Annotated in this window: 24 protein-coding genes and 1 pseudogene; 19 read left to right on the top strand and 6 right to left on the bottom strand. The window is 47.0% G+C overall.

From position 1 onward, the window contains the following. Nucleotides 1-24: 24 nt before the first annotated feature. Nucleotides 25-195, top strand: coding sequence for a hypothetical protein (locus Q91_RS11610; protein ID WP_020162271.1), 171 nt, complete (start codon nucleotides 25-27; stop codon nucleotides 193-195). 301 nt (nucleotides 196-496) lie between these two features. On the opposite strand, the gene Q91_RS06645 is transcribed toward Q91_RS11610, so the two are convergent. Both Q91_RS06645 and Q91_RS06640 read right to left on the bottom strand, forming a co-directional pair. Beyond that, nucleotides 497-1,408, bottom strand: coding sequence for a cation diffusion facilitator family transporter (locus Q91_RS06645; protein WP_041230518.1), 912 nt, complete (start codon nucleotides 1,406-1,408; stop codon nucleotides 497-499). A gap of 26 nt (nucleotides 1,409-1,434) precedes the next feature. After that, nucleotides 1,435-2,331 carry a cation transporter gene (locus tag Q91_RS06640; RefSeq protein ID WP_015006112.1) on the bottom strand — a complete coding sequence of 299 codons (897 nt, stop codon included), beginning with the start codon at nucleotides 2,329-2,331 and terminating at the stop codon, nucleotides 1,435-1,437. Between the two features lie 77 nt (nucleotides 2,332-2,408). On the opposite strand from Q91_RS06640, the gene cadR reads away from it, so the two are divergent. Then, nucleotides 2,409-2,816, top strand: coding sequence for a Cd(II)/Pb(II)-responsive transcriptional regulator (gene cadR, locus Q91_RS06635; RefSeq protein ID WP_015006111.1), 408 nt, complete (start codon nucleotides 2,409-2,411; stop codon nucleotides 2,814-2,816). A gap of 23 nt (nucleotides 2,817-2,839) precedes the next feature. On the opposite strand, the gene Q91_RS06630 is transcribed toward cadR, so the two are convergent. After that, entirely contained in the window at nucleotides 2,840-4,801 is a 1,962-nt protein-coding gene (locus Q91_RS06630; RefSeq protein WP_015006110.1) for a cytochrome c/FTR1 family iron permease, read from the bottom strand. 289 nt (nucleotides 4,802-5,090) lie between these two features. On the opposite strand from Q91_RS06630, the gene Q91_RS06625 reads away from it, so the two are divergent. From Q91_RS06625 to radC, 6 genes are all read left to right on the top strand, one after another. Further along, nucleotides 5,091-5,570: a TIGR03757 family integrating conjugative element protein gene (locus tag Q91_RS06625; RefSeq protein ID WP_041230517.1), complete on the top strand. Its 480-nt coding sequence runs from the start codon at nucleotides 5,091-5,093 to the stop codon at nucleotides 5,568-5,570. Beyond that, nucleotides 5,570-6,583, top strand: coding sequence for a TIGR03756 family integrating conjugative element protein (locus tag Q91_RS06620; RefSeq protein WP_015006108.1), 1,014 nt, complete (start codon nucleotides 5,570-5,572; stop codon nucleotides 6,581-6,583). Before Q91_RS06625 ends, Q91_RS06620 begins: the two co-directional genes overlap by 1 nt. Next, entirely contained in the window at nucleotides 6,580-7,929 is a 1,350-nt protein-coding gene (locus Q91_RS06615; protein ID WP_148271136.1) for an integrating conjugative element protein, read from the top strand. Before Q91_RS06620 ends, Q91_RS06615 begins: the two co-directional genes overlap by 4 nt. Before the next feature lie 345 nt (nucleotides 7,930-8,274). After that, complete coding sequence (locus Q91_RS06610) at nucleotides 8,275-9,819, top strand: conjugal transfer protein TraG N-terminal domain-containing protein (protein ID WP_015006106.1); 1,545 nt, start codon at nucleotides 8,275-8,277, stop codon at nucleotides 9,817-9,819. Nucleotides 9,820-10,031: 212 nt separating this feature from the next. Then, entirely contained in the window at nucleotides 10,032-10,505 is a 474-nt protein-coding gene (locus tag Q91_RS06605) for a DUF3577 domain-containing protein (RefSeq protein ID WP_015006105.1), read from the top strand. Nucleotides 10,506-10,618: 113 nt separating this feature from the next. Further along, nucleotides 10,619-11,110 (top strand): DNA repair protein RadC, encoded by a 492-nt coding sequence (gene radC, locus Q91_RS06600; RefSeq protein WP_015006104.1) that lies wholly within the window; start codon nucleotides 10,619-10,621, stop codon nucleotides 11,108-11,110. A 46-nt stretch (nucleotides 11,111-11,156) separates the two neighbouring features. Here radC and Q91_RS06595 read toward each other — a convergent pair whose 3' ends face one another. From Q91_RS06595 to Q91_RS06585, 3 genes are all read right to left on the bottom strand, one after another. Further along, on the bottom strand, nucleotides 11,157-11,375 hold the full coding sequence (locus Q91_RS06595) for a hypothetical protein (protein WP_015006103.1): 219 nt from the start codon (nucleotides 11,373-11,375) through the stop codon (nucleotides 11,157-11,159). A gap of 4 nt (nucleotides 11,376-11,379) precedes the next feature. Then, nucleotides 11,380-11,619: a hypothetical protein gene (locus Q91_RS06590; RefSeq protein ID WP_020162263.1), complete on the bottom strand. Its 240-nt coding sequence runs from the start codon at nucleotides 11,617-11,619 to the stop codon at nucleotides 11,380-11,382. Between the two features lie 97 nt (nucleotides 11,620-11,716). After that, nucleotides 11,717-12,253: an STY4526/YPO1902 family pathogenicity island replication protein gene (locus Q91_RS06585; protein ID WP_015006101.1), complete on the bottom strand. Its 537-nt coding sequence runs from the start codon at nucleotides 12,251-12,253 to the stop codon at nucleotides 11,717-11,719. A gap of 589 nt (nucleotides 12,254-12,842) precedes the next feature. Between Q91_RS06585 and Q91_RS06580 the strand changes: the two genes are divergently transcribed. The 11 genes and pseudogenes from Q91_RS06580 to Q91_RS06530 all read left to right on the top strand — a co-directional run bounded on the left by Q91_RS06580 (nucleotide 12,843) and on the right by Q91_RS06530 (nucleotide 22,289). Further along, a complete protein-coding gene (locus Q91_RS06580) occupies nucleotides 12,843-13,553 on the top strand; it encodes a hypothetical protein (protein ID WP_148271134.1) in 711 nt (236 codons plus the stop codon). Nucleotides 13,554-13,766: 213 nt separating this feature from the next. Next, on the top strand, nucleotides 13,767-14,144 hold the full coding sequence (locus Q91_RS11575; RefSeq protein ID WP_148271133.1) for a hypothetical protein: 378 nt from the start codon (nucleotides 13,767-13,769) through the stop codon (nucleotides 14,142-14,144). Between the two features lie 113 nt (nucleotides 14,145-14,257). Continuing rightward, on the top strand, nucleotides 14,258-14,767 hold the full coding sequence (locus tag Q91_RS06570) for a DUF411 domain-containing protein (RefSeq protein WP_015006099.1): 510 nt from the start codon (nucleotides 14,258-14,260) through the stop codon (nucleotides 14,765-14,767). Nucleotides 14,768-14,794: 27 nt separating this feature from the next. Continuing rightward, on the top strand, nucleotides 14,795-16,669 hold the full coding sequence (locus tag Q91_RS06565) for a copper resistance system multicopper oxidase (RefSeq protein WP_015006098.1): 1,875 nt from the start codon (nucleotides 14,795-14,797) through the stop codon (nucleotides 16,667-16,669). A gap of 13 nt (nucleotides 16,670-16,682) precedes the next feature. Next, nucleotides 16,683-17,435, top strand: a complete 753-nt coding sequence (locus tag Q91_RS06560) for a copper resistance protein B (RefSeq protein ID WP_015006097.1) — start codon at nucleotides 16,683-16,685, stop codon at nucleotides 17,433-17,435. 56 nt (nucleotides 17,436-17,491) lie between these two features. Then, nucleotides 17,492-17,791: a hypothetical protein gene (locus tag Q91_RS11570; protein ID WP_026362614.1), complete on the top strand. Its 300-nt coding sequence runs from the start codon at nucleotides 17,492-17,494 to the stop codon at nucleotides 17,789-17,791. Between the two features lie 90 nt (nucleotides 17,792-17,881). Beyond that, on the top strand, nucleotides 17,882-18,436 hold the full coding sequence (locus tag Q91_RS06550) for a cytochrome c (protein WP_015006095.1): 555 nt from the start codon (nucleotides 17,882-17,884) through the stop codon (nucleotides 18,434-18,436). 16 nt (nucleotides 18,437-18,452) lie between these two features. Further along, nucleotides 18,453-18,803: a hypothetical protein gene (locus Q91_RS06545; protein WP_015006094.1), complete on the top strand. Its 351-nt coding sequence runs from the start codon at nucleotides 18,453-18,455 to the stop codon at nucleotides 18,801-18,803. 746 nt (nucleotides 18,804-19,549) lie between these two features. Beyond that, a pseudogene (locus tag Q91_RS11750) lies at nucleotides 19,550-19,708 on the top strand (MerR family DNA-binding transcriptional regulator); the annotation flags it as partial. A gap of 33 nt (nucleotides 19,709-19,741) precedes the next feature. After that, the gene (locus Q91_RS11745; RefSeq protein ID WP_238538374.1) at nucleotides 19,742-20,008 is read left to right on the top strand and encodes a MerR family DNA-binding protein; all 267 of its coding nucleotides are present in this window, start codon (nucleotides 19,742-19,744) and stop codon (nucleotides 20,006-20,008) included. 4 nt (nucleotides 20,009-20,012) lie between these two features. Then, entirely contained in the window at nucleotides 20,013-22,289 is a 2,277-nt protein-coding gene (locus tag Q91_RS06530) for a heavy metal translocating P-type ATPase (RefSeq protein ID WP_015006092.1), read from the top strand. Nucleotides 22,290-22,291: the final 2 nt, after the last annotated feature.

Below are 22,291 nucleotides of genomic sequence, written 5' to 3'. Positions count from 1 at the left end.
GAATGTCGCTCCACAACAGTAGGTATGCTGATAAAGATCAGAAATGATTTATACGTTGGGCGGCGGAGTGGGTGGTGCTTGGGTAAAGTTGAGGAAGTGTGGCTGGTAGAAAGAAAACTGTTGATTAGCCATGTCACAGTTCAGTACTGGAGCATGACCGGCAATGCTGCCGGTATGACCGTGGCAGCAATGTGAGCAGTGGTCGTTGTCAGTAGTTGAATCAGATGAATGCGAGTCATCGCTGTCCAGGACATGCGCATATTCGTCACCGTGGGGGTGTTCACCACCGGTAATATCGACAGCGCTTTCGATACCCATAAAGAGTAGCGAAAAGATAAACAGGTATGAGATGAATGGCCGCAACATACTATTAATTCTATACCATTCGGTTTGTATAATCTATACGGTTAATGCGTTTGATACTAAATATGTCTATCTGATCAAGATTCTTAGTAGAATTGTTTAAAAATTCGACTGTTTTCATTTATGGTTGACTTCAAGGACTTGTTGGCAATGTTGTTTTGGTTGAAGTTGCTTCGCTATCTCGGCAGTCTTCATCGGGGAATTCTAATTCTATCGTTGTATGCGATAAGTCGTAGCGTTGTAGAGTCCTTGAAATTTCTCGTTTTAGCTCCTGTTGGCCTAAATCGCTTATCGCCTTTTCGAGTTCAAGGTGTGCGGTTAATACATCATTAGCACCATCAAGCGACCAGATATGGACGTGATGTACACTCCTAATTTTCTCAAGAGATTTCAAGTCGCTAATGATATCCTGCCGAACTTTTGTGTCTGGCGTTGCCTGAAGAAAAATCTTAATGGTGTCGATGAGTGTCTTGGTGACATTGAATAATATGAACAAGGTAAATCCGATGGATAAAAGTGGATCGAGCACAGGGAGATCGACAAAGCTAAGCACAACAGCAACGAGTAAAACTGCCACCCAGCCTAAAACGTCTTCTAATAAGTGCCAATTCAAAACGCGCTCATTTAATGATTTTCCATGGCTAAGCTTATAAGCGGCGAATCCATTGACGGCTATTCCAAATATGGCCAGAACAATCATGCCCTGTGCATGGGGCATTTCTGGATCGGATAAGCGGGGAATTGCTTCGCTTAATACCCATATAGACCCGCCGATGAGAACCGCGCCATTAACCAGTGCGCCTAACAAGGAAAATCTTTGATAGCCATAACTATAGGTGTCGTTAGCTTGTTTATGCGCTATTTTGCTTAAAATCCAGGCGAGCCCGATTGATAAGCTATCGCCAAGATCATGCATGGCATCCGCCATGATTGCTGTGCTGTTGGTGAGCCAGCCACCAATAAATTCCACAATGGTGAATCCAAGATTGAGAAAGAACGCCCAACCAATGCGTGAGTCAGATGATTCATGATTGTGATTATGCATAACGGATTAAGTTACCTTTTTTGCATTCACGATTTCAATTGCAAAATACGGCGTGCGCCATTCAAAACGATTAAGCCGATCACGAAACCAATCACCAAATCCGGATAACGTGAATCGGTTAGTGCAACCAGTAAACCTGCCATGATAAGCCCTAAATTAGCGATCACATCGTTGGCCGAAAAAATCCAACTTGCTTTCATGTGTACACCACTGTCTTTTTGCTTGTTGATCAGTACCAGGCACAGGGAGTTGGCAATCAATGCGAGTAAACCAAAGCTCATCATAAGCATGGATAAGGGCTCACTGCCAAATATAAATCGCCTGATGACTTCACTCAGCGCGCCAAGTGCTAGAATCATTTGTAACCAACCGGAAAAGTGTGCCGCTCGTAGCTTCATGCGAGCGCTGTGGCCTACGGCGTAGAGGGCCAATCCATAAACGGCAGCATCAGCAAACATATCCAGGGAATCGGCAATTAGTCCAGTCGACTGTGCAACCCAACCGATGCTGATTTCTACCCCAAACATGAGGGCATTGATCGCTAATAGCCACTTGAGGACGCCAGCTTCCTTGCTGTTGGTTGCCTGCGCGGAGGTGACCGCTGCTGAGAAGTCCTCCCCATCAATGGGTCGCGTATCATCTACGGTTGCCCCCAGTCCAAGATTTTCGATAGCGGCCTGAATGGGTGCAAAATTGTCGCCATGAAACACGGTGGCCTTACGATTCGGTGTATCAAATTCGAGTGCGACAGAAGGGTCGATGGCGCTAACAGCCATTCGGATCATGCTTTCTTCAGAGGGGCAGTCCATCTTGGGTATCGTAAATACGCTGGCGAAGCCTCCAGAGCCCCGCGTTCTATGCAGCGGCATGGCTATGCTTTTATCAGCAGAGTCAGCACATCCCCCATCACACGAATCAGTCATATTTGAGCCCTTGTTTTACCATTACTGCATAGTTTAAACTCTATAGTAACTATAGAGTCAAGCTTTGAGGAAGAAGGATGAAAATTGGTGAGCTAGCCAAATTGACCGGATGCTCCGTGCAGACAATACGCTATTACGAAAAAGAGAAACTGCTTGCATCGAAAAGGCGCAGTGAAGGGAATTTTCGTCTGTATGACCAGTCGGCTGTTGGACAACTTATGTTTATTAAAAATTGCCGTAGCCTTGACCTTGCTTTATCAGAGGTTCGTCAGTTGATTGAATTAAACCAATCGCCTGGTATGCATTGTGATGATGTGAACAAGATGATTGATAATCATATTGAGCAAGTGGAGCAACGTATGAAGGAACTGGAAGGGCTTCGGCGACATCTAACATCGCTACGGGATAGCTGCTCAACTAACCGCACTGTCGAGGAGTGCGGTATTTTGAGAAACTTGTCGGCAAAGCAACTGGAGAATCCGTGAAGCCTATTCCTTGTTATTGGACGCTATGCCTGCCGTATCGAATTCCTCCTAACTTTCGACCGTAGTATGACCACAGCGAAAGCGAGTAGTATCAGTGCCTGGGACAATACTCCCTGCCATGTTGAATTAACGCCAATCCATTCAATTGAAAAACTAACCGGCAATGGTGAAATATCGATAAAAGCAGCTTCTTGAAGAGCTGATACAGCCTTGCCCATTAGTACGAACGAGAGGGTCAATAATAAATAGGTGGTTGTCGCGAAGAAGCGAGCTATGGGGAGCTTGATTGAATACTTGATCAATACCCACGCCAACACGAAGAGTATAATTGTGCCGAGAAAGAACCCCCCTGCGACATAAGACAATTGAGCATCAACAGATTGTGTCAGCAGCGATTGGTAAAAGAGAACCGTTTCAAATACTTCGCGGTACACTGCGATAAATGCAAGGGCGGTTAATCCCCAGAGGGTTCCAGACTTAAGTTTGGTGTTAATATGTTGCTGGATATAGGCTTGCCATTGCTCAGCATGAGTTTTGTCATGCATCCAGATGCCGACATAAAATAACACCACCGCGGCTAACATCGCGGCGACACCCTCCATTACTTCCCTACTGGCACCGCTTATACTGATTAGTGTTTGGGCTACCAGCCATGTGGCACCACCAGCGAATAGCGCGGAAATCCACCCAGCATGCACATACTTTAGTGCATCCCGGCGTTGCGTTCGTATCAGCACTGTCGTTAACGCAATAATGACTAACAGCGCTTCCAAGCCTTCGCGTAGCAGAATCACCAAACTCGCTGAAAAAAGCGTTCCATTCGATAGGGCCGATTCAGTTAAAAGCCGTTCGGCTTGATCCAATTGATTGAATGCATTGGACATCACGCTGTCCAATTCGGGGTCATTTTGTGGCTGGCTGATAGCATGACGAAGTTTAATCAAGGTGGTTTCAATACTTTTCCGCAATGCTTGATTTCTTGCATCCAGGTTGTTTTCAACTAATTCAAAACCATCCAGATAAGCGCTAACAGTGAGATTGTGTGCCCGATCATATTCGCCCATGTGGTACGCAGATTGCGCTGCTTTAAGCCGTTCTCGGGTGACAGTTAATGGTGTACTCTTTGCGACAAACAATGGGTTTGGGTTGGCTCGAAGTTGTTCAATGACATTTGTGTGCTTGTCGGGCAGCTCTTTGGCTAACAACGAGGGACTATAGTTTACAAGCTGGTGCAGAGAAATGGCGGGGTCGGCTTGAGCGGGAAGTTGCTCAGATGGCTGGAAAGCAAGGCTACCCACATAGAACGCCAGCGACCACTTCTGTTGGTCGGTTAATTGAGCAAAAGCAGGCATAGCCGTGCCGTCGATACCGTTGGCAATCGCATCATATAGGCCGAGGATGGATCGGTTTAATGCGCGTTCTTTGTCAGTGAAATCAGTAGGGGATGGCTCTAAATTTGCAGCTGCAATTCCATCTCCCTGTCCGGTTACACCGTGGCAGCTAGCACAGTTGTTTTCATACATCTGTTGCCTTTTAGCTATCGCCATTAGCGCAGTGGGCAGAGATGATTGTGGTGCCAGTGTCAGTACTGAATACCTCAATTCAGCGGTTAACACTCGCACGGTATTGATGCTTTGTTTGTTCTGGATAGATGATTGAAGCGACTTTGCTTGGTGGACAATAGGTTGGAGCTTGCTAAAAGATTCAGCTACACGCGAGATTTTCGTAGTAATTAGGCTGGAGAACTCCAGCATCTCCTGATACTCACCGTTGTCAGTTATCTGACCGTCGTTGACAGCTTCGGAGTAATCAACACCGATATATTCTGCTAGTTGTGCAATCTGCCGTAGTTCCACCAGGTGATCTTCGGATGCGGCAAGGCCCACGATTGACCAAGATACGAACACAAATAAAAGGCAAAACGCATAAATACGCCTAATAGAATGCTTTCGTTCAGATGAAAGGGTCATTACAAGCGGCGGCATATGGGTTTTCCTTGGGCTAACTGATAATTATTCGCAATTGTAATGTCTATAGTAGCTATAGAGTCAAGCTGAGTTGTATTCGATATTCATAGTTTCAATACTTGTTGTAGTTATTCCCGCCGGTCATTTGTCGAGGTGGTACTCATTGGACGGCTTCCTGATCTAATTCCCGGAAAAGCACCTCTAAGTCTCCAAATATCTTACTTTTCAGCATGAAAGCTTTCTTATCGTTCTATTTCGGCAACTGATTAACCATAGGGCCAACTGAGCCTATGTGTGAGATTAGAGCGTGTCGAAACTGAAGATTTTTGTTGTATCTGCTGCAATCGTACTCGTGGAACTGACCATATCGTCAGCTAGTGCTGACGACTTGCCACTGTCAATTATTGCGATCACCTCTAATCAACGACCTTTTCAGCCAGCCGATTGGAATAACACGAGTCCTTCCGAAAACAATTCAGAAATTACCATCCTAAGTCTTGATGCAGTCCAGTCTATCCAGGAGCAATTGAGCGAAGGGCTGCCCAATGATGAAACATTGGCCCGCGCCTTGGTTCAGCAGAAAATTGCTGAATTAGGACGTTCTAAATTGGAAGACGAATTGCGCGCTGCATATCTTCCTCTGGGCACTATGATGGCGTATGGCCTTGACCGTTATCCAGTAATTATTTTCGATAAGCGAGAGGTGATCTATGGAATGACCGATCTCTCTCTAGCCATCAATCGCTACCGTCAGTGGCTTAAAGATAAAAATGGAGGGGGTAATTGATGAATAAACTTATTCAAGTAGTCATGCTATTTGTGCTGTTGCAAGGATACAAACTACAGGCCTTTGAGGCAGAACCGACGACGATAACAACTGCGGATATTGTTGGAGCAATTACGCTGGATCGTTCCTGCTTGAACTATTGCATTACTGGCGTCTGTGTCTGGCTGCGTTGCAGTATTTATGAATGTTCTATCGAGACCAGCATCCGAGTCGCACACTACAATCCGGATCTGGTGGTGAGTGTCTACGACGAGCCCGGCGATAACCCATGGCAGGAGATGGAATCCTTATTTGGCTCGTTAGATTCAGGAATAGTCAGTGGGATCGTTAGTACCTTTCATGGTGCCTTTGTAGGAGGAGGACATCGAACCGAAGGCGCTAATCCAGCGACTGACCAGAGCTTGCGATTCAAAGAAGTCACCGCGATTGGTCATCCTTTCTCTTCAGTATCTGACTTTATCGGCAACACTGGGTATTACTGCCCATCCGAAGCCGAGTCCTTCAACCCGTACCTGCTCTCTTCACTGGATGCTTTGACTTGGCGTCTTGGTTTGCCAGAAATGTTGTATTTACAAAACCTGTTACCCGGTCGACGTGTCGTGGGTGATGGTATCCAGCAACAATGGGGGCCGGTTTGGCCGCGTACAGGATTTATCAATCAAAAGGATGATGCCAAAGCGGCTGCGGTAGTTGCACAGCGGGCTGGCAATATCGCTACCCAAACCCGCCAACCCCATGTCTATAACGCACTTGATGGTAATGGTTACAACCGTACCTGGTTACCGGGCGAGTTGGTTGAGAATGATCCGGATACGGGAGTATGGCAAATGCTGGCTCCTGAAGTTGATGAGCAATGTTATGCCTTTGGTGAAAACGATGTGTTGAGTACGTCCTGGTCCGAAGGGCGTCATTCCGAAGATAACCGATACGCGTTCACCTTGTGGCGTCCCTACGAGTGCTGTGAGGCAAAAGGTGCTTACTTATTCACTGTTCCGGTGAGGGTTTGTTTATGATTTTTGAATATGCGGCCCCCCGGTTTTGTTGGCGGGTAATGATCTTGATTGTTAGTTTTATAACTTGTCATCCGCTCATTGCCGCAGAAGCGCCAAGCGACGATAGCCTGTTCTATTACAAGATTGGTGGGGGGCGGGATATTGCAATCCCCCCCAGCCTCAATATCACTACGATTGATTTATCACTAAGCGGACAGGCCTCTGCTCTCAGTTGCAGCGGTTTTGATCCAATGGTGGCTATCGAAAGTTCACTGGAGAATTTGCGAAATGGTGTCGATAACGCTGTTAATGCCATTGAATTGGCAGCCACAGCCGCGATAGCAAATTTGCCTGGTTATATTCTTCAAAAGGCAAATCCGGGCCTGTATGACTTGTTTCAAAACGCCTTATTGCGCGCCAACGAATCCTTTTCGCTGGCCACTAAAAGCTGCGAGCGTATTCAATACGAGATCGCCAATAACACAAACCCCTTTGATGAGTGGATTACAGTCAGTTGGGGCGATTCCTGGAAGCGTTCAGTAGGTATCGGTGGAGCCAATATTCACGATGCGGTCGACGATGCAGAAGATGCGCCTAACGAAGGGATTGAATGGGTAGGTGGCCTAAGGGCGGGTGGTGTTAACCAGCCTCCCATTCGCGTGTTGTCAGATGTTGCCAAAGCTGGGTTGAATATATTGTCGCAACGGCCCCCAGAAACAAGTAGCAACTTACCTAATAGCGCACCCCTTGCTCAACATTTCACTGGACCTAACGCTGTTGATCAGTGGATCAACAATGTATTAGGTGAGATTGAGGTAGGTCTTTGCGACAGCTGTAACAAAGGGACACGGCCTGGAAAAGGATTGATTCCCTATATTGAGGAAACCACAGAAGATATTGTGCAGCTTCTAGTGGATCTGGTTTCAGGTTCAACACCACCTACTCGGACAAATCTGGAGCAAGTTGAAGCGCCGGGTATTGCGATAACACTGCAGGTTATTCTGGCGATTCGGAATCAGTCTCCCGACGAAATATCAATTGTGATTAATAAACTCAGCCAGGAGATTGCTGAGGCGCGGGTTATGGAAGAGGCCATGATTATTCGTCGCTTGTTATTGGCAGGTCGGAAAGAGGGCTATGTTGCAGCTAATGAGATTGCACAGCAAGAGGTAATCCAGGCGCTGGATGAGCTGGAAAGTGAAATCAGTAATGTGATTTTCGAGAAAGATGCCCGCGATAAATTTGTCACTTCGACCGTTGTAGAGCTATTGCTGCGGGACAATGCGATCCGCCAATCGTCTGTGAATACGCCTGCCACAGTACCGACTGACCCTCGTCCCTTGAAAAATGGTGGTGTGGAGCAATGAAATTTTACTCTGTAAAGAGGCAGTTTTTGTTCTGGGGGTATACCTCCGTTGCGTTGGTACTGTTACTCATAGTGGGCGTCGCGGTCAGTATCTGGGGGAGTTCGCAGCCTCCTCAGGCGATAAGTACACTGGTCGCGAACTTGCCGTTGGGTTGGTGGCGCGCTGTTATCTATAGTCTGCTGGTGCTGTGTTGGCCTCGGCTTGTTTGCCATCTTACCCGTCATCGTCGGCATGACTCTTCATCCTCAGCAAGCCGTCGCCCATTAGTTATTTTGATCATCCTTTACGAATGTTTGATTGTTCAGAATCCTTTAGCGGCTTTGCTGGGTTGGGTGGCTTAATAGTATGGCTGTTGATAGTACGTTAGAACTTTACACCACGCTATTTGGTTGGCTGTTTTATAACAGTATTTGGGACGTGCTGGTGGCTACCGGCATCGTGTTTCTGCCGTTTCTGGGTATTCTTCTCGATACTATTATTCGTTCGTATGCGGGTGAAGATGCCGAGGAAGCGGGCAATACCACATTACGTATTGTCGAGGTGGCCTTCTTCGTGATCTTGATTGCAGCTGTACCGGCGACACCGCTGAATGCTGTCGATTTGTCGTTTACTCCACGCGCAGTCATTGGAACACCTGCACAGCCAGTGGCGACGGTCAATAACTCACGCACTACCTATGGGGGAGGCATTTCGTTTAATGCCGCACCGGTTACTGTGAGCGTGCCCGTGTTCTGGTATGCGGTGATGAGTTTTAGTTCGGGTTTTAATCGCGCAGTGATGGAAAATGTACCGCCCACTTTGGATTTTCGGGGGTATGTCGATGAATTGCGCGATGCATCCATTCAAGACCCTAATTTGCAACATGAGATCAACGATTTCTTTCGAGACTGTTTCGTTGAGGCGCGATCAAAATACTTGGCCGAACGTCCCAGCAGTGCAGCAATTACAGCATTGCTAAATCGTTATGGTGAGAGTGACCCTGATTGGATTGGCTCGCATGTGTATCAGGAAATACCGGGATATTACAATAGCATCCGTGCTGATACCGTCAGGGAAGGATACCCTTGGTCGGCCCTCAGGGACGTAGAGTGGGATGCGTCTAATAACCCTGTTTATGGAAAGCCATTCTGCACAGAATGGTGGCAAGGCATTCAACAATCAATTCTTAATGAGCTAGGTGATCTCGATTTACTTTCTGCTGCCGCTGAACCGGGGTGGGACCCTGCGCCACGTCGCGATACGGTTATACAAATTGCATTGATTAATTCTCCGCCGCGTTGGACTACTCGCGGCTACGACTTCGCCTATGGGAATCTGGTCGATTTCAGCGTCGGGGAGCCTGGGGTGATGGTATCGGTGCAGAATGCTGCGCAACAAGGTCTGGCTGCTTACGGCCTTGGAAAGACCAGTGTGTCTTTTGCCGCCTATTTGCGCGTATTTCTTGAAGCGGCACCCATGGTGCAAGCGCTGATCCTAATGGGACTCTACGCGCTGTTGCCGTTCTTTATCTTAATCAGCCGCTACAAGTTTTCTTTGTTGATTATTGGCGCATTGATTTTGTTCACAGTGAAGTTCTGGACAGTACTTTGGTTCTTTGCCTGGTGGGTGGATCAAAACCTGATTCAGGCGTTTTATCCCGACCCTGGCAGCGTGACCACGCTGTTTAGCACTGACCTCACGCTCAAGCGGATCATTCTTAACTTTCTCACTGGTGGGTTGTATTTGGTATTGCCGTTACTGCTATCCGTCTACCTGGGTTTGGCAGGTATTCGAGCGGCTTCTCAGCTCGATGGTGCTACCCAGGCGATCACCCGTGGCACAGCCGGAGCGGGGCGAATTAATCCCAGACTAGGAGGGCGTTTTAAGGGGAAGAAAGGGGCAAGTAAATGATGTTGTCAGCCAGCCTAACAGTTACCAACAGTCGCTATTGCTGTCTCAATAGCACCTTACATACCCGGATCAACGCTTCGGCGTGGTATGCAGTAATTCCTACGGGAGTACGGAATGATCTGTTTGTTCACTCACCCAACCGGGGAGCTTGTTGCCCCATTGGGTCGGCGGCTCTTTTTATCACATCAACTCATTGAATCAGGAGCACTGCTATGAGTAAACCAACTGAAAATACAACAACGTCCTCTGCTACTGCAGAAAACAATCGGTACTTCAACGAGTATGCCAATGGCATCGGTTATCTGAACAGCATTCGTGAATTCGGTGCTGAAGGTAAACCTGAGCGCTATGCAGCTCAAGTATCGGTTATCCAGGGGCCAGCGGATAACGTGCACTATGAATATCATGATCTCGTTATTTCGTCTGAAACCGTGCTCGGTGTTGTGTTAGAACACCGGGAAGCTATCGAAGCCGAGGATGCCAATGTGCTGATTCGCTTCAATATGGCTAACCCTCGTGCCAAAGCATTCATCTATAAACAAGGTGAACGTGCCGGTGAATTGGGGGCTGCGATAGGTGGCTTCTTGACGCGCATTCTCTCTATGAAAATCAACGGTGAACTGGTCTATGAAGACCAACGTACTTTTGATGATCATGAGGGCACGCCTCAAGTCGCAAATGGATAACACGCCACCAGGGCAGTATTGACCTAGCGTTAATATGCTGTCCATTTCATCCTTATGGGAACCACCGTTCCCATAAGGACCTGGTGTGTTCCCTATTCCTATGGGAGCACATTATGAAAACCGTTAAACCTTCGAATGAAATGTATTCTACCGAAACGGCATTCGAGCAGGAAAACCAACTGATTGCTGAAGCCAAACACTTGCTCTATGCACGACTGAAAACCCGTGACCAGGTGTTTAGTTCCCCGCATGAAGTACGCGACTATCTGCGCTTACAGCTAGCAGGCCAGCAGCGAGAAGTATTTAGCTGCCTGTTTGTTGATAGCCAATATAGACTGATTGAGTATCGGGAAATGTTTGCGGGCACCATTGATGGTTGCAGTGTTTATCCCCGTGAAGTGGTCAAGGCCGCTTTGCAGGTGAATGCTGCTGCAGTGATTTTTGCTCACAATCATCCATCTGGAGTGGCTGAGCCCAGTCAGAGTGATAGAAATATCACACAACGGCTGAAAGAGGCTTTGTCATTGATAGATATCCGGGTACTGGATCACTTTATAGTAGGTGATGAGACAGTGGAATCGTTTGCTGAGCGAGGGTTGCTTTAGTTGATCAAACCCAATGCCCGTAGAACTTCGGTTTTGCGGGCATTTTCTATAACTTATTGTCGTAAAGGCCGTCGACACGTTTTACCGGATCGATTTCACCGCTTCGGTGGTTGTAATGAATAATGTTGTCGGTTGGGGCGTGATCATTTTCGTCATCACCACCATCGATTAGATCAATTAAAAATAGCAGGGTGCGCCAGCATAAACTGAGCACACCGACAATTAATGCAGCAATGAACAGATAAGATGCTTTGAGCCATTTCATCAGATTAGGCACCTTTTGCAGGGCGCTTAAAAATACAAGTAAGCTTTGCACTGCCTTTGGCGCAATTCACAAGCTCCCACTGCTGCTCACCTAATTTATTCAACGTTTGGGTTAATGCCCCGTCATTGCCGAGTAAGGGGTAGGTTTTGACCAGATATTCCCAGTTTTGCTCCGCTGTTGCCGACGTGGACAAAAGTAGCATGGCCAAGATGCATGAGATGCGAAATGAGCTTTGAGTAAACATCCATTGTTCTCCTTCAAGGTTGGAGTCCGTTTAGGGATGAATAATTATACTGTATTTGGGATGAGAAAATGAGGTTTCGAGGTCACATTTCAGGCAGTCAACTGTCAATATGCTCGCGTAAAGCGCTCCATATAAGGTGAAGATCCAGACTGGTTTCGTCGGCTATTTTGAGAAAACGTTCACGTTCCTCCAGTTGTTTATGGTGCTGCCAAAGCTTCCAAATCCGATGATCGGAGGATTCGTCACATAGAGGTGGCCTACCACTACCTACTCCACGAATATTAAGAACATTTCGGCGACGGGAGAACTCTGAAGCATGCATGCCAAACAACCGACGCATCAGTATGAGTGGTGCGCCTTGTAGAAGGTAGATATCTTCGAGCTCTTTTTCTTCTCGCTTATCTTCTAGTTCTTTGATTTGGCGTTCCAGTGCGGATGTGTTGATATTGATAACGACATAATGCTGTGCACTTTGTACCAGAGATTTCTGCTCGGTGAGATTGAGTTTGGACATCAAGGTAATCAGATTGTCCGGTAGGGTATTTGTCTTGAAATGAATTGACTGAAGAGACTCTAGGGATGACATCAATGTCTTGGCCGCAGAGCGGCACATTTTATCCTCAAAATTTCCCATAAGCAGTAACACCATCGTTCCTTGACAGTCACTCTGTCCTTTGTTGTTGATTGTGGTTCCATACTATTGACAATGAGGAAAAATAACGTTGAGAAACTTTTCATAACAACAAGAAAGTATTGCCCGTGACGTCTCAACAGAGCGGGGTTTTATGTGTTGGCACCTGGCTTGCCAAAAATTGTGTGATCCAGTTCACATCTGTAATTGTCGCTGAGTTAAGTTGTTAACAATTGAGACCTGATTAATAGCGTTAGATGGAAAGTTTATTGATGGCCCGATAGTTATTCGATTGCTGTTATAAGCGGCTATGACCAGCATTAGGGCTACATTACTTTGTGGTGGTTCCTCTCCTATGCACCGTCTAATTCAAATCACTAAAATTATTTTTTGCCTCGTCAGCATGATTCTGACGAGTCTGTTTGCTCTTTCTCTGTCGGCCGTGTCATCCAGTGATTTCATGAATGGGAATGGGCTAAGTAAAAATCTACTGGCAGCGGGTTTGTTTATCCTGATCGGATGTTGTATCGATTTTGGTAAATATTTATTTTGGTCCGAAAGGAAGCGTAGTTATTGTTATGGGGTTATGGCTTTGATCCTTACAGGATTTTCGTTGTTGGCTAGTTGCGCATTTTTCCTTTCCGCAGAATTCGTCGCTATTAACAACTCCCGCTTAGAATCCATGGAATATAGGGTATTGCAAGAGAGGGCTGATGCGATTAGACAGGAGATAAACCACCATGAGCGTTTGCTGGAGAAACGCCTCAATAGTGAGTTTCATCGACAGTGGGTCGAAGGGGAAAAAAACGCTGAGAGAATACGTGAACTAAAAGGTTCACTGGTAAGGCTGATGGAGCTATCTTCAAATGCAGGCAAGAATACGGCGTTGAATGAAGTGCCAATAACACGCTTTTTTGCGGTCTTGGGGCGGATTTTTGGTGTGAGTATAGAAACCGTTAGAAACTTCGGCTATGGACTACTGGCGTTGTTGTTGGAAGTCATTACATTAGGTGCCATTAGTTTAGCAAATTCGATGCGGCGCGAAGCTTTGTGTTCTGATAAAGCGACGGCCGATGCTATCAAGCCGGAAGCATCTGTCGATGACTCTGTGCAGCGAGAAAAGATAGTCAATCTTTCTAACGACATTATTCGAGGCCAAATACAGCCAGTTATTCGGAAGATCAAGGCAGCGCAATATGAGCTTGATATGGATGCAATCAGACAAGTACTGATGCACCTGTATTTGGCAGGACTGATTGATAAGGACGCACGTAATAGCTATAAACTGCCCAGTGCGGAATAGACTGATGAAGCTGAAGGGTGATCAAAATGTGATCAGCGCATATTTGGATTAAATCATATAAAAACAGTTGGTTAGGACTGTTTTTGAGGTCAGGTGTCTTGTGATAAGGCGTGGCAAGCCCTTGCGGAAGTAAAATAATTGAACTATTCTAACCACGATGTACTCTATGAAAGCTGAAGCTAAATTGACCCACTACTTGCAATAAACCGAATCATGCGGACAGTAAAATACAGACAGTTGATCGTTGCGCTACTGATGATGGCATTCATCGGTCAGGTCGTTGCGTCTACGAGCATGTCTTGCCAAAGCCTGTCTGCCCCTTTGCAAGCTCAGGAGCAGATGATGGATTCGGGTATGATGGATCACTCTCAGCATATGGGCTCAAATGTACTTTCGTTAGATGGTGCGGCTACCGCCGATTGTTGTCCTGATTGCGATTGCAGCTTGGGTGGGTGCTCCTCCTCAGTAGCAGCATTACTTGCACAGCAGCCCACTTTTTCTTATAGCCTGAATTCGACAACTGGTCACTATGACGAGTCGGCTCATTTTCAGTTAGCTGTTTCTCTCTTTCGTCCTCCCATTTCCCGCTAATACAGGGTAAGTGCGCCTGAAATTCGGCGCTTCTTACTCGATAGTTGTTGGCGGGAGTCACCAAACTCCCGAATAGAAAGTCTGAAAAGGCCTTGTGCTCTGTGGGAGTTGTCATGAAATGGGTTGTTAGAAGTTTGGGGTGGTTTGCCACCACCACGCTGTTGCTGATGAGTGTTGTTGCGTGTTCCGATAAGGAAAGTTTAACCACTGCATCGAGTTCAATTGCCAGCGAAATAGTCTCGCTGGATGTCTATAAAAGTCGAACTTGCGGTTGCTGTAAAAAATGGATCTCGCATATTGAGGATTTCGGCTTTGAATCCGAAGTGCATCACCCCGCGAATCTGAACAAGATAAAATCTGATAAAGGCATAGAGCCAGGTTATCAGTCCTGCCATACCGCTGTCTCAAGTGATGGTTATGTATTTGAAGGCCATATCCCTGGTCATATCATCCAGCAGTTTCTTGCCGACCCCCCTAAAAATGCCATTGGTTTGGCTGTGCCTGGTATGCCCGTGGGTAGCCCTGGTATGGAGGTGGGTGATCGCCGTGACGAATACGATGTATTGCTTTTAAGCAAAGATGGTAGCCACACAGTTTATGAGCATATCAATGGAAAGCGCTAGCTGGCATTTGATTTTGAGAGGTATGAAATGAAAAACAGTTTGCAAGACGAAACACTATTGGAGCCGCTTTTAATATCCCGCCGACGATTTGTGACAGGCATTGCAGCGGGTAGTGCCCTTTTGGGTTTAGGGCTTAGATCGGGATTATCAATGGCATCGCCCTCAAATCGTCTGGGGCCAACGACGCTAAGAGGAAATGAGTTTGATCTGAACATAGGCTATCAACCGGTGAATTTCACTGGTAAGAATCGTATGGCGACGGCTATCAATGGTTCAGTGCCATCGCCGGTATTGCGTTGGCGTGAGGGTGACCGAGTGAAGTTACGGGTTAAGAATAACCTTGCTGAAGATAGTTCTATTCATTGGCATGGCATTATCTTACCAACGGACATGGATGGCGTGCCCGGTCTTAGTTTCAACGGCATAAAGCCGGGTGAAACTTTTGAGTACCAGTTCGATATTAATCAAAGTGGTACCTATTGGTACCACAGTCACTCGGGCTTTCAGGAGCCGACAGGGATGTACGGTGCGATCATCATTGACCCCAAAGACCCCGACCCCGTTAGTTATGATCGAGATTATGTGGTCATGTTGTCGGATTGGTCTGATGAAGACCCGCAGGCGATTTACGCTAAATTAAAAAAACTCAGTCATTACTACAACTTTCGTGAACGCACAGTTGGCGATCTCTGGCGGGATATTAAGGATAAAGGTGTCGCGCAGGCATGGAATGAGCGCTCTATGTGGAATCAAATGCGCATGAGTGAGACCGATATATCCGATGTTACGGGTTACACCTATACCTATTTAATGAACGGTGTCACCCCTGATGAGGGTTGGGTCGGTCTGTTTAAACGCGGTGAAAAGGTACGTTTACGATTTATCAATGGCTCGTCAATGACCATTTTTGACGTGCGTATTCCTGGTTTAAAAATGACAGTAGTGGCCGCTGATGGTCAGAATATTGAGCCGGTGACGATCGACGAATTTCGTATCGGTGTTGCCGAGACCTACGATGTTGTTGTCGAGCCCAGTAATGACAGCGCGTATACCGTTTTTGCACAAAGCATTGACCGTACAGGTTATACCCGTGGCACATTAACACCGGATATCGGGCTGACCCCATCGGTACCCGCCATGGACGATGCACCAACATTAGGGCACCGTGATATGGGCATGGGTATGGATCACAGCATGCACGGTATGACTGGTATGGCGGGAAAGGCCGCTATGGATCACAGCGCGCACGACATGAGCGACATGCCAGGTATGGATCATGATCAACATCAGATGAGCGGCATGAAGACCATGGAGCACAAAAACCATGGGAAAAAAGTAGAAGCGTTAGGGAAAGCTGGCTTTGGCAGCACTCGTGAAATAACCCATGTTGCCAGTGAAACGGGCCCTCATGTTGATATGCGTGCTGAGAGCCCTCAAAGCGGTTTGAATGACCCAGGTATTGGTTTGCGAAATCACCAGCAGAATTATGGACGAAGGGTACTGACTTATGGCGACATTAAAAATCTATATCCAACATCTGATCCACGTGAACCCACTCGGGAAATAGAACTGCATCTCACCGGTAATATGAGCCGCTATATGTGGTCAATGAATGGGATTAAGTTTACTGATGCTGACCCCTTACACTTGAAATACGGCGAGCGTGTACGAATCACAATGGTAAACGACACCATGATGAGCCACCCCATGCATCTACATGGCATGTGGAGTGAGCTGGAAACTGGTGATCCGAAGGCTATTCCTCGCAAGCATACGGTGATCGTTCAGCCGGGATCAAAAATTAGCTATTTAGTCACTGCTGACGCCATTGGACGTTGGGCTTTCCACTGTCATTTGGTGTATCACATGCCCGGTATGTTTCGCGAAGTGCGAGTGAGCTAAGGAGAATCAATCGATGAAGTTATTTAATAGACAATCACCAAACTCACTCATGTATAACAGGAAATTCTGCTTATCCACACTTATCGTATCTTTGTTGCTGGGTTCTGCAAACCATGTGTTAGCGGGCGCTAAGGATGATCCGCTATTAACTAAGGTGCTAATTGATCAACTTGAAGTGCACAACGCAGATGATGGCAATCCGTGGGTTTTGGATGGGCAAGGTTGGATTGGAAAAGATTTGCAAAAGCTATGGCTCAAGGCAGAAGTAGAACGAAATGATGGAGAAACCGAGGAAGCCGAATTGCAGGCACTCTACAGTCAGGCAATAGCACCGTTTTGGGATGTACAGGTGGGGTTACGGCAGGACTTTCAGCCCACTCCGAATCGGAGCTGGGCGGTCTTTGGTTTTCAAGGTCTCGCGCCCTATTTTTTTGAAATCGACACAGCATTATTTATCGGAGAAAGTGGGCGTACTGCATTACGACTGGAAGCCGAGTATGAACTGTTGTTTACCCAGCGGCTGATTTTAACGCCTGAGATCGAAGTCAATTTTTATGGGCAAAACGATGAAGATCTCGGCATCGGTTCCGGTCTTTCTGATGTTGAGGCTGGATTAAGGTTGCGCTACGAAATTCGACGTGAATTCGCCCCATACATAGGTGTTAACTGGAACAAAAGTTTTGGTAATACCGCTGACTTCACGCGTGCCGAAGGAGGGGACACCGATGATCTCCAATGGGTGATAGGCGTGCGGGCATGGTTTTAACGCCTATACCACTTTAATTAACTAAATATACTCTAAATCAATATGAGGATTTACCAATGAAGAATATACATGTCACTTTTTGCTTTTTGTTAGTCAGCTTATTTTCAATCGCATCTGTTCATGCTCACGATCCATCTGAACATAAGACAAAGAGGGAGAAGCCCAAGTGTGAAGCAATGAAAAATATGGATCATTTAAAAATGGATGCGAATGATCCAATCATGATGGCAATGATGAAAAAGTGTATGAGTGAAGAATCTGCTGAAAACCATCATGATGGTGATACTGAAAAAAATACAACCGATGACAGCGATGCTAACAAAGTGGATCAACATAATGATGGTCATAACCACTAGCCTGAACTGTTGAGATGTGGCGGGTTGTAATCAGGCTTGCCGCAGCCAATTTTGACAAGCGCGACCACTGATGTCGCCAGGGATATAAAAATGAAAACAGTGAAATACCTCATTCTTATTGTCATCGGTGTATTCGCAGGTGGAGCAATTTATGTGTATTCCGGTGCTTATCCAATGGGAGCCGATGTGCCTCACAATAAGTTGACTTATTGGCTCTTGGAAACGGTGCGCGAACAATCAATCAAGAGGGCAGCACAAAACATAAGTGTTCCTTCGTTAGATGACCCAGAGATGCTTCTGGCGGGTGGGCCGGACTATAACGATATGTGTGTCGCTTGCCACCTAAAACCCGGAAAAATACAAAGTGATATGAGTATAGGCATGTATCCCGCACCGCCTAATCTCAGTAAAAAAGAAGATGAGCATGGGCACGATCATGCTGATTCCGAGCAAAGCGCTCGACGTCAATTCTGGATTATTAAACACGGAATTAAGGCGTCCGGTATGCCGGCTTGGGGACCGACACATGACGATCAGCGCATTTGGGCAATGGTCGCGTTTTTACAAAAATTGCCCGACTTAACTCCAGAGCAATATCAAATCCTTACAGCACGAGACGAAACCAATGGTTCGTCACATCACTAATCAAAGCGAGAGAACAATGAAAACAATTTTTCCTGCAATAGCTGTACTATTTTTATCCATGACGGCTAGTGCGCACAACGGTGAAGATCCAGCCGCAGAAGTAGTAAAAAAGCGATCCTATGTACTCCAGTATCAGAAGGAATACCCAGCTGCGACAAGTCAAGAAGAGCGAATTCGTAACATCAAGAAGCAAGTGTCTACGCTACAAAGTACAATTTTATTACTGAGAAATTCGCTGGTTAAAGAGAATCGGTCAGTTCGTTCTGATTTAAGTAAGTATGATTTAGACTATTTGGTAGCAATAAAGAACAGTCTGAAAGACATGCAAAAGTTACTTAAGCAACTAGAAGCAGCGGTAGACAGTTGATCCACTATATTCCATGGCCACTAGCCGCTCGCATTCATTCTGCCGTTATTGCAGGAGTGACTCCTAGGATTAAAACCTAAGTGTGTATCGCTTGATTTAAGTCAAAACTTGCAGTACACTGGGTATATGCTGCAATTGCTCAATATAAGGGAAAGTTTATGTTTCGTTCGATAGGCATAGTGTTGGTTATTTGGGGGTTGATTGCTCAGCCACTAATGGCTGCTATGCCTGCACCAATGACGGACGATAGCTCCCATTCCCTTATCATGGCGGATTCTAGTATAGCGGCCTCTGCCATGGCTCATCATGGGAATCAAGAAGAACCATCGAAAGCTCCTTGCCACGAAAATACCACTGACACTGCTTCCTCCGAATCCTGCGACAATTGCGATATCGATTGCATGAATGGAATATGCGCCTCGTCCTGTGTGATCAGTGGGGCAGCTGCATTCCAGAAATCATCAATTAATCTCGATCTGTTTAGCAGTACCCTACGGGCTGCTTCCTCTGGAGCACGTGCCTACGGGCTCCCCTCTCGTATTTTCCATCCTCCAAAACACACCTGATTTTCCGATAGGCGTCACTGCGCCTGTTATTTCGGAATTCCTAAACATTGACCTATTGACCTAGGTGTTACACCCAGGTTGTACGATCAATTCCTTGACCGGGTGCGTCTAATTTCAGCACTCGGAAAGTAACTGGAAAGTATTTGCGATACCGCTAGTTGGTTGCGCATACACATCAAGATGAAGGGTGTTATGAAAACGGTAACTGAAATCGCCAGACGATTTAACGTCAGTGCTGACACGATCCGGCACTACACCAAGCTGGGTTTGCTTTCACCGGAGCGGGATACGGCCAATGGCTATCGGCGCTATGGAATACAGCAAGAGAGGCGTTTGCGTTTTCTGTTGTCGGCCAAAAGGCTGGGTTTTAGCTTGAAGGATATTCGAGAAATCCTGGATATGGCGGCGTCCGGCGATACCCCTTGTCCAATAGTTCGAAAACTGATTGACCAGCGATTAGAGGCTATACGCGAAGAGATGCGCGATGCGCAGAAGCTAATGGCGCGTATGGAGTCGGCTTCGAGTGATTGGCGTGATTTACCTGATCGTGCTCCTTCAGGGGAGAGCATTTGTCACCTAATCGAAACCTGGGATAGCGCCAACAGTTTTGGCGATCATGCTAACTCCACAGAGGACTAGAGCGATGCAACCAACCGATATTCACGTATTAGATAAAGCCAATGGCCTGCAGGAGACCGAATATCTCCGGATTCACGGCGCGTCCTGTGCTAGCTGTGTGAGCAAGATTGAAGGCGCGCTACACAAGGTTGAAGGTGTTAAAGAGGCGGTGATGAACCTGGCACAGAGTACGGTTTCTGTTACAGGTCATGCTACAGCCGAAGCGATGATTAATGCAATTAGGGCTGCTGGTTATGATGCGGAAAGCATCACCGATAGCTCGGATCAGAGTGTGCTCGATGAAAAGGAAAAAGCCGACGAGGCATATCACAAGCGCTTAATGCGGGAAATGTGGATTGCGCTATCCCTTGGTGTGCCATTGATGATCTACAGCCTGGTTGTCGGAGAGATGACCGTTACCACAACGATGGAGCGAGCGGTGTGGTTGATTGTAGGTCTTTTGACATTTAGCGTGATGTTTTTCGCAGGCAGGCATTTCTATATCGGTGCCTGGAAGTCTTTTGCCAATCACAGCGCCAACATGGATACCTTGATTGCCTTGGGTACGGGCACCGCATGGATCTATTCCATGTTTGTCGTGTTCTTTCCCTCGCTGGTGCCGGAAATGGCGCGGCACGTCTATTTTGAAGCGACAGCCATGATTATCGGCTTGATCAACCTTGGCCTAGCGCTGGAAATTAAAGCGCGTGGTAGGACATCGGAAGCAATAAAGCGCTTAATTGGATTGCAGCCAAAAACGGCTAGGGTTGTGCGCAATGGTGAAGAGGTGGACATTGCCATCGAACGGGTGCAACTCGGTGATCACGTTAGAGTGCGTCCCGGCGAGAAAATATCGGTTGATGGCATTGTTTCGGACGGCCTGACAGCGGTAGATGAATCCATGCTGACCGGTGAACCCATGCCCGTAGAAAAGGCAACAGGTGATGAAGTGGTTGCCGGTACGATCAATAAGAGTGGTTCGATTCTCTTTCAAGCCACGCGAGTGGGTAAAGATACCGCTCTGGCGCAGATCATAGACATGGTGAAAAGGGCGCAAAATTCAAAGCCACCTATTGGCCGCTTAGCTGATGTCATCTCAGCTTACTTTGTCCCTGTCGTGATGATTATTTCTGTGATCAGCGCATTGGTTTGGCTCAATTTCGGCCCTGATCCCCGAGTAGCTTTTGCGATTGTGTCGGCAACGACCGTACTCATTATTGCCTGCCCCTGTGCGCTGGGTCTTGCTACCCCTATGTCAGTAATGGTTGGCGTAGGCAAGGCTGCCGAGGCTGGCGTGCTGATCCGTAATGGCGAAGCGTTGCAGACCGCATCGAAAGTCACGGCCATGATTTTGGATAAAACAGGGACCATCACACTAGGTCAACCTGCCGTCACTGATATTGAGCTGGTACACGAAAACAACGAGAGTAAGGTTCTGCGGTTGGCAGCCAGCCTGGAAGCAGGATCTGAACATCCGTTGGCTTTATCGATTATCGAGTCGGCAAAGAGTCGAGGTCTTGAGCTCGAGCCTGTTGAACAGTTTCACTCAGTTACCGGTCATGGTGTCGAGGGTATTGTCGATGGTCATGCCTTATTGTTTGGTAATGAAAAACTGATGCGTGATAGGGGAGTCGATATTGAGCAATACCTTCCAAGCGCACAGCGTATGGCATCGCTTGCACAAACGCCAATGTATCTAGCGGTTGATGATCAGCTAGCCGCGATTATCGCCGTATCTGACCCCATTAAAGAGGACTCCATTGAAGCAATAAAACGTCTTCAGAAAAATGGTGTGCGCGTTGTCATGCTGACAGGTGACAACCGGGCTACCGCAAAAGCAGTCGCAGAAAAAGTCGGTATTACCGAGTATTTTGCCGAAGTTCTGCCCGATCAAAAATCTGACAAGGTCGCTGAATTGCAGGGACAAGGCGAGATCGTAGGCATGACCGGCGACGGTATTAACGACGCCCCAGCCTTGGCCTTGGCGAACGTCGGTTTTGCCATTGGCACGGGTACGGATGTCGCCATTGAAAGTGCAGATATTACCTTGATGCGGGGTTCCCTGCATGGCTTGGCTGATGCCATTGCGGTCAGTAAGGCGACGCTCAGCAATATCAAGCAAAACCTATTGGGAGCCTTTATCTATAACGTAGCCGGTGTGCCGGTCGCGGCTGGTGTGCTGTATCCGTTCCTGGGATTGCTGCTAAGTCCCGTCATTGCAGGTGCAGCGATGGCCTTTTCATCGCTGACTGTGGTGACCAATGCAAATCGTCTGCGCTTATTTACAGCGCAGAAGCATTAGGG

The organism is Cycloclasticus sp. P1, assembly GCF_000299965.1.
GTDB classification, from domain to species: Bacteria; Pseudomonadota; Gammaproteobacteria; order Methylococcales; family Cycloclasticaceae; genus Cycloclasticus; species Cycloclasticus pugetii.
This window is presented reverse-complemented; position numbering and strand designations above follow the sequence as displayed.

Bases quoted from the DNA above. Each gene is read 5' to 3' on its own strand.
- Q91_RS11610 (WP_020162271.1), top strand. From the start codon at position 25: ATGCTGATAAAGATCAGAAATGATTTATACGTTGGGCGGCGGAGTGGG.
- Q91_RS06645 (WP_041230518.1), bottom strand. From the start codon at position 1,408: ATGCATAATCACAATCATGAATCATCTGACTCACGCATTGGTTGGGCG.
- Q91_RS06640 (WP_015006112.1), bottom strand. From the start codon at position 2,331: ATGACTGATTCGTGTGATGGGGGATGTGCTGACTCTGCTGATAAAAGC.
- cadR (WP_015006111.1), top strand. From the start codon at position 2,409: ATGAAAATTGGTGAGCTAGCCAAATTGACCGGATGCTCCGTGCAGACA.
- Q91_RS06630 (WP_015006110.1), bottom strand. From the start codon at position 4,801: ATGCCGCCGCTTGTAATGACCCTTTCATCTGAACGAAAGCATTCTATT.
- Q91_RS06620 (WP_015006108.1), top strand. From the start codon at position 5,570: ATGAATAAACTTATTCAAGTAGTCATGCTATTTGTGCTGTTGCAAGGA.
- Q91_RS06615 (WP_148271136.1), top strand. From the start codon at position 6,580: ATGATTTTTGAATATGCGGCCCCCCGGTTTTGTTGGCGGGTAATGATC.
- Q91_RS06610 (WP_015006106.1), top strand. From the start codon at position 8,275: ATGGCTGTTGATAGTACGTTAGAACTTTACACCACGCTATTTGGTTGG.
- Q91_RS06605 (WP_015006105.1), top strand. From the start codon at position 10,032: ATGAGTAAACCAACTGAAAATACAACAACGTCCTCTGCTACTGCAGAA.
- radC (WP_015006104.1), top strand. From the start codon at position 10,619: ATGAAAACCGTTAAACCTTCGAATGAAATGTATTCTACCGAAACGGCA.
- Q91_RS06595 (WP_015006103.1), bottom strand. From the start codon at position 11,375: ATGAAATGGCTCAAAGCATCTTATCTGTTCATTGCTGCATTAATTGTC.
- Q91_RS06590 (WP_020162263.1), bottom strand. From the start codon at position 11,619: ATGTTTACTCAAAGCTCATTTCGCATCTCATGCATCTTGGCCATGCTA.
- Q91_RS06585 (WP_015006101.1), bottom strand. From the start codon at position 12,253: ATGGGAAATTTTGAGGATAAAATGTGCCGCTCTGCGGCCAAGACATTG.
- Q91_RS11575 (WP_148271133.1), top strand. From the start codon at position 13,767: ATGCGGACAGTAAAATACAGACAGTTGATCGTTGCGCTACTGATGATG.
- Q91_RS06570 (WP_015006099.1), top strand. From the start codon at position 14,258: ATGAAATGGGTTGTTAGAAGTTTGGGGTGGTTTGCCACCACCACGCTG.
- Q91_RS06565 (WP_015006098.1), top strand. From the start codon at position 14,795: ATGAAAAACAGTTTGCAAGACGAAACACTATTGGAGCCGCTTTTAATA.
- Q91_RS06560 (WP_015006097.1), top strand. From the start codon at position 16,683: ATGAAGTTATTTAATAGACAATCACCAAACTCACTCATGTATAACAGG.
- Q91_RS11570 (WP_026362614.1), top strand. From the start codon at position 17,492: ATGAAGAATATACATGTCACTTTTTGCTTTTTGTTAGTCAGCTTATTT.
- Q91_RS06550 (WP_015006095.1), top strand. From the start codon at position 17,882: ATGAAAACAGTGAAATACCTCATTCTTATTGTCATCGGTGTATTCGCA.
- Q91_RS06545 (WP_015006094.1), top strand. From the start codon at position 18,453: ATGAAAACAATTTTTCCTGCAATAGCTGTACTATTTTTATCCATGACG.
- Q91_RS06530 (WP_015006092.1), top strand. From the start codon at position 20,013: ATGCAACCAACCGATATTCACGTATTAGATAAAGCCAATGGCCTGCAG.